This window comes from Streptomyces sp. NPDC005195, assembly GCF_040608315.1.
In the GTDB taxonomy this organism is placed as follows: domain Bacteria; phylum Actinomycetota; class Actinomycetes; order Streptomycetales; family Streptomycetaceae; genus Streptomyces; species Streptomyces kaempferi.
Window position 1 is genome coordinate 1 of the sequence record NZ_JBEXHZ010000135.1, and the last position, 5,925, is coordinate 5,925.

The 5,925-nt window shown below is 67.8% G+C and carries 5 protein-coding genes; all 5 read right to left on the reverse strand.

From position 1 onward, the window contains the following. Window positions 1-524 (reverse strand): glycoside hydrolase N-terminal domain-containing protein (locus ABZV34_RS36595; protein ID WP_356286752.1); only part of this gene is annotated, 524 nt, incomplete at its 3' end. Between the two features lie 146 nt (window positions 525-670). Then, window positions 671-2,494, reverse strand: a complete 1,824-nt coding sequence (locus ABZV34_RS36600) for a carbohydrate-binding protein (protein WP_356286755.1) — start codon at window positions 2,492-2,494, stop codon at window positions 671-673. Between the two features lie 39 nt (window positions 2,495-2,533). Next, entirely contained in the window at window positions 2,534-3,454 is a 921-nt protein-coding gene (locus tag ABZV34_RS36605) for a carbohydrate ABC transporter permease (protein ID WP_356286757.1), read from the reverse strand. Continuing rightward, window positions 3,451-4,425: a sugar ABC transporter permease gene (locus tag ABZV34_RS36610; protein ID WP_356286760.1), complete on the reverse strand. Its 975-nt coding sequence runs from the start codon at window positions 4,423-4,425 to the stop codon at window positions 3,451-3,453. The genes ABZV34_RS36605 and ABZV34_RS36610 overlap by 4 nt, the downstream gene beginning before the upstream one ends. Before the next feature lie 26 nt (window positions 4,426-4,451). Beyond that, window positions 4,452-5,765 carry an ABC transporter substrate-binding protein gene (locus ABZV34_RS36615; protein ID WP_356286763.1) on the reverse strand — a complete coding sequence of 438 codons (1,314 nt, stop codon included), beginning with the start codon at window positions 5,763-5,765 and terminating at the stop codon, window positions 4,452-4,454. Window positions 5,766-5,925: the final 160 nt, after the last annotated feature.

The window sequence follows — 5,925 nt, forward strand, 5'->3', positions numbered from 1 at the left end:
CGCCGGTAGGTCACGCCCGCGACGTCGTACGAGGTGGTGATCAGCCCCTGGGCCAGGTCGAGGGTGCGACGGTAGTGGTCGACGCCGCCCAGGTCGTGGTCCGGGATGGTCACGTCGAGCCTGGCCAGCAGGGTGAGGGAACCGAAGTCGTCGCGCCCGTAGGGGAACTGGCCGTCGCTCTGCAGTGTGCCGTTGAGATGACCGGTCCACAGGGTGGCGTCGGTGATCATCAGGAGTTCGTCGGCGGGGTCGTTGCTCACGAGCGCCCCGAGACGCCCGTTCCCCACCGGCAGCCCCTGCTCGATCATCGAGTGGGCGGAGCCGGGAGCCTGCCACCAGAGCTGGTTCCGCGCGGCGTCGGCCGGGGACAGCAGGGGCGACTCGGTGGGACGCCGGGGAGCCGCCGAGGCGGTGAAGGCGGGCAGCGCTCCGAGAGCGGTGGCCGCGCCGGCAGCGGCGGCGAGGGCGAGGAAGCCCCTGCGACTGGGCGTGTTGTCGCGTGGTTCGGTGTGCTGGATGTCCACGGTGGTGCACTCCAAATCCGGGAACGGCTCATGCGGGAACGGCTCGTGGGGGAGCGGCTCGTGCGAGAACGACGGCTGCGGACCGTCGGCGTCGGGCTGGTCCCCGCGGGGCCCGGGACGTGTCACCGGGCCCCGCGGGAAGCCGGTCAGACGGACTGCGGGACGACGATCCTGTCGATGTCGGGTGCGTATCCGCTGCCGCTGTCGAAGGTGATGGAGTTGGAGCCCGCCTTCAGCGCCAACTGCACGCTGACGGTCTCGGCCGTCCCCCAGTCACCCGTGGAAGGGAACTTCAGGCTGGTGCCGTTGCCGCTGTTGGACAGGACGGTCACCGAGCGGGGGTCGCCGCTGACGTAGGCCACCTTGACGGTGTAGATCCCGTCCTTCTTCACCGTGACGTCGTTGATCCGCAGCTTGCCGCCGGTGTACAGGTTGCCGACCTTCTTGCCGCCGGAGCAGGCGTCGCAGCCGGCGACGGAGGCGTTGCCCGAGAGGGTGTTGGCGGTCGCCTCGGCCTCGTAGCTCGTGGTCGTGAGCGCGCTGCCGCCGGGCTTGACGGTGAACAGCCGCGAGCCGTGGGCCGGGAGCGCCTCGGTGATCTTGTTCTTGTGGGTCCCGAGGTCCGCCTTGTTCCACAGGTCGCGCACGGTGGCGTTCCCGCTGAATCCGAGGGACGCCCAGTCGGCGGTGACGGAGGCCGGCGAGTCGCCGAGGTTGAACAGGGCGACGGTGTAGCTGCCGTCGGAGTTCTTGGTGCCCCAGACCTGCTGGTCGCCGACCGGGGTGACCGGACGCGCGACGGGCGAGTCGTTCTGGTCGACGGCGATGACCTCCTTGTTGGTCAGCAGGGAGACGCCGTAGCTGTCCAGCCTGGTGATGTCGTCCCCGGTGAACAGCGGCGACTTGTTGATGGCCCACAGGGTCATGTAGCTCTGCCGCTCGGCCTTGGTGAGGCCGTCCATCTCGCCGTTGCCGACGTCGATGGCATCCAGGTCGTTCCAACCGCCCGGGGCCGCCTTGCGGCTCCACGCTGGTGCGTCGTCCCACCGGTCGTTGACCGAGTTCTCCCAGGTGACCAGGGTGTTGCAGTAGCACTCGACATCGGTGTCGATGCGCCAGCCGTTGGAGTACTGCTTCCAGTCGGCGGCGTGGCCGATGTCGAGCGACCAGGAGATTTCGAGGTGGATCGGGCGCCCGGCGGTGGCGATCGCCTTCTGCCAGGCGGCGACGTCGGCGACGTTGTTGTAGTTGTCACCGGACTTGAACGAACCCGGACCGACACCGTCCAGCTTGAGGAAGTCGTAGCCCCAGTCGGCGAACTGCTGGGCCTGCGAGTCGATGTACTTCTGCGCACACGGGTTGTCGAAGTCCAGCTTGTAGGCGTTGTCCCAGCCGTTGGTGGTGCGCAGGTCCGAGTAGACGACGTCGGCGGTCGTGCAGCCCGGGGCGTTCCAGACCGGGACCTTGCCGTCGCCGTAGGCCCCCTTCTCCAGGCCGACCGGCAGGTAGATGCCGGCCTTCAGGCCCTTGGAGTGGATGTGGTCGGCGACCGACTTCATGCCGTGCGGGAAACGGACGGGATCGGGGGTCTGCCGGCCGTACTGGTCGAAGCCGGTCTTCCAGCTCTTGTCCATCCACCAGCCCGCGTCGATGTTGACGTGGTCGTAGCCGTACTTCTTGAGCTTGGCGGCGAGGGCGTCCGTCTGCTTCAGGACGTTCGCCTCGGTGAGGTAGCTGTAGTCGCCGTCCGGGTTGAGGCCCGGGTACTTCGACGACTGCATGCTCCAACTCGACCAGCCCATATAGGGCTTGGCGGCCACGGCGGGAGCTGCCTTGGCGGGAGCGGGTCCGGCGGCTGCCGGACCGGCGTGCGCGGCCGGGGCGGTGATCGCGATGCCCGCGGTGAGGGCGAGGACGACCATGGCTCTCAGGGCGCGGGTGGGCAGGACGGGGTACGAGGATGACCGCATGGGTCGTGCCTCCTGGGAGTGGGTTCAGGGTGGGGCGGCTCAGCCCTTGCCCGAGCCGATGGTGAGTCCGCTGATGAACTGGCGCTGGAGCGCGAAGTACACCAGCAGCGTGGGGATCGCGGTCATCAGTGCGCCGGCCGCGATGAGGTTGGGATTGGTGAAGTACTGGCCCTGCAGGTTGGCCAGGGCGGAGGTGACGGGTCGCTTGTCGCCGGTCTCGATCAGCGCGAGCGGCCAGAAGAAGTCGTTGTAGATCCAGATCGATTCGAGGGTCGCCAGGGCCGCGAACGCGGGGCGGCACAGCGGCAGGACGATCTGGAAGAACTGTCGCCAGACCGGGGCGCCGTCCACGAGCGCCGCCTCGGAGATCTCCTTGGGGATCGTCTTCATGTAGTTGCTGAGGACGAAGGTGCAGAACCCCGACTGGTAGGCGATGTGGATGGCGATGATGCCCCACACCGAGTTGTAGAGCAGCAGCGAGTCACTCATCCACTGCGGCAGCGGGATCAGGAGGTAGAGGCGGTACAGGGGGGTGATGAGGACCTGTGCCGGGAGCAGGTTGCCCGCGGTGAACAGCATCAGCAGGACGATGTTCCAGCGGAAGTCGAAGCGGGAGACGAAGAAGGCGACCGCCGCCGAGAACAGCAGCGTGCCCAGGACCGCGGGGACGGTAATGAGGACGGAGTTCCAGAAGAAGTGCGGCATCCCCGACTGCTGCCAGGCGTCCGTGAAGTTGCCTAGGCTCAGGCTGCGCGGCCAGGACAGGTAGCCGTGCTTCGCGGTGTCCGAGTAGGGCCGCAGCGAGGTGTACACGGCCCAGAGCAGCGGGACGAGCCAGAGCAGGGCGATGCCGGCGAGCATCACGTGGCGGCCGGTCTGGCGGCGGGGCCCCTTGCCGGTCGTCGGCGGCTCGTGCCGGGCCGTGGTCCCAGCGCCCGGCCGCGTCATGGTCGTGGTCACTGGTCCTCCTTGCGGAAGGTCTGGACGAGGAAGGTCCCGATGGCCGCGAGGGAGACCAGGAGGAGGACGACCGCGAGAGCGGAGCCGTAACCGATGTGGCTGGACTCACCGATGATGTTGTCGGTGATGAGCAGGGAGAGCAGTTCCATGCCGGGTTTGCTGCCGACGCCGCCGCCGAGGACGTAGACGATGTCGAAGGCCCGCAGGGACTCCATGACCGTGACGACCAGGATGATGATGTTGACCGGTTTCATGGCGGGGAACACCACGCGCAGGAAGGTCTGGCGGCCGCCTGCGCCGTCGAGTGCGGCGGCCTCCTTGAGCGCCGGGTCGAAGCCCTTCAGGCCGGCCAGGTAGAGGATCATGATGTAGCCGGTGTGCCGCCAGCCCGAGGCGACGAGGACGGCCCACAGGTTGAGATCGGCGTTGCCGAGCCAGTCGATGTGGTGACTCGAACCGGCCGCGCTCAGAAGGCCGTTGAGGAGTCCGGTGTCGGGGTTGTAGATGATCTCCCAGATGAAGCCGACGACGGCCAGGGAGAGCACCATCGGCAGGAAGATCGCGGTCTGGTAGATCCGGGTGAAGCGGATCTTCCTGTCGAGCTGGTAGGCGAGGAAGATGCCGAACGGTGTGGGCAGCAGGGCCGTGAACAGCAGCCAGATCACGTTGTGCCGCACCGCGGGCCAGAACGGCGGGTAGTTGGTGAAGATCTGCTGGTAGTTGTCCAGGCCGATCCAGTGGATGTCGGCCAGGTCGATGCCGTCCCAGGTGGTGAAGGACAGCCCCAGGGAGGCCAGCGCGGGCAGCCAGACGAAGAAGAGCAGGGCGGCGAGCGGGATGCCGATGGCGACGGTCAGGAAGATCCGGTCGCCGGGGCCGAGACGGCGGGGACGCCTGGGGGGACGCGTTCGGGGACGTTGCTGCCCGTCGGGTGTGACGGGTGCGGCGGGCGTGACGGGCGTGGAGGACACGGTGCGGGAGACCTTTCCGGTCCTGGTCAGGCCGTGAAGAATCGCGAGCGCTGGGATTCGATCTTCTTCAGCGTTCCCGTGCCGTCGTCGGGGTGGCCGAGCCACTGGGTGAGGCCGGGGAGCACGACGGTGGAGATGAAACCGGGGTCGCTGTCACGGTCCGCGAACTGGCTGATGTGCTTGGCGGAGGCGATGAGGTCCGCGGACTTCTTCTGCAGCGCGTTGTACGAGCCGGTGTTCGCCTGCTTGTTGACGGCGAGGTTGCTCGGGTCGACCCCCATGTACAGCTCCTCGGCGTGGGCACCTCCGAGGAACTCCAGGAACTTCTTGGCGCCGTCCACGTTCTTGGGCCTGCGGCTGAGCATGAAGCCGTCGGTGGGGGCCTCGACGGCGTCCTGGCCGTGGGCGGAGTCGATCTCGGGGAAGGGGAAGAAGTCGATGTCGGCCCGGATCGCCTCGTCGGTGATCTGCTGGCCGAGGAAGAGACCGATGACGGCCATGCCCGACTTCTTGTCGAGCAGCGACTGCGCGGCGTCCTGCCAGGACCGGCCGCCCGCGCCCTGCTGGTAGTAGGGCGTGAGTTCGCGCCAGTGGTCCAGGGTGGCGACGGCGCGGGGGTCGGTCCAGGAGACCTTGCCGCGCATCAGCGACATGTGGAAGTCGTAGCCGTTGGTCCGCAGGTTGAGGTAGTCGAAGGCGCCGAGGATGCTCCAGGCGTCGCCGCCGCCGTACCCGGAGGCGATCGGGGACAGGCCGTCCCGCTTCATGCGCTTGGCGAGCGCGACGAACTCGCTCCACTTCTGCGGGACTTGGTAGCCGCGTTCCTTGAACACACTCTTGCGGTAGAAGACGGCCCACGGGTAGTTGTACAGCGGAACGAAGTAGTACTTCCCGTCCTCGCCGCGGGAGAGCTGCTTGGTGGCGTCGCTGAAGCCGGCGCCTATCTTGTCCCACACGTCGTCGAGCGGCGTACAGAGCTTCTTCTTGGCGAAGTACTGCATGCGGTATCCGGCGAACCAGGTGAAGACGTCGTCCGGGGTGCCCTGCAGATAGGTGGAGACGCTCTTCTGGAAGGTGTCGTGGTCGACGGTGTTCGTCTTCACCGTCAGACCGCTGTCCTTGCCGAACGCCTTGGTCAGGGCGGCGTAGGCGGACTTGGGGGTGGCGTCGGCGCCGTTGGAGCCGAAGGTGACCGTCTTCGGGTCGGCCCCCGCTCCCCCGCCGCAGGCGGTCAGTACGGGCGCGGCCAGTGCGGCGGCGCCGAGTCCGAACAGCCCGCCGACGACTCTGCGCCGGCCGGGGTCACGCGCGGCCAGGGGATCGCGGCTCTGCTGCGTCATCGTCGCTCCTCATGCGTGTCGGTACGTGGTGATCTTCGGTGCGTGTCTGCGGTCGAACGGTCGGGACCCGGTACGAGTCCGTGGTCGATGCGGGTGCGTGGCTGACGCGGGGAACGGCACCTACGCGGGTGGTCCTCGGCGCGCGCGCCTTCCTCAGTGC

Excerpts from the sequence above, each read along its gene's own strand:
- ABZV34_RS36600 (WP_356286755.1), bottom strand. The coding sequence starts at position 2,494 with ATGCGGTCATCCTCGTACCCCGTCCTGCCCACCCGCGCCCTGAGAGCC.
- ABZV34_RS36615 (WP_356286763.1), bottom strand. The coding sequence starts at position 5,765 with ATGACGCAGCAGAGCCGCGATCCCCTGGCCGCGCGTGACCCCGGCCGG.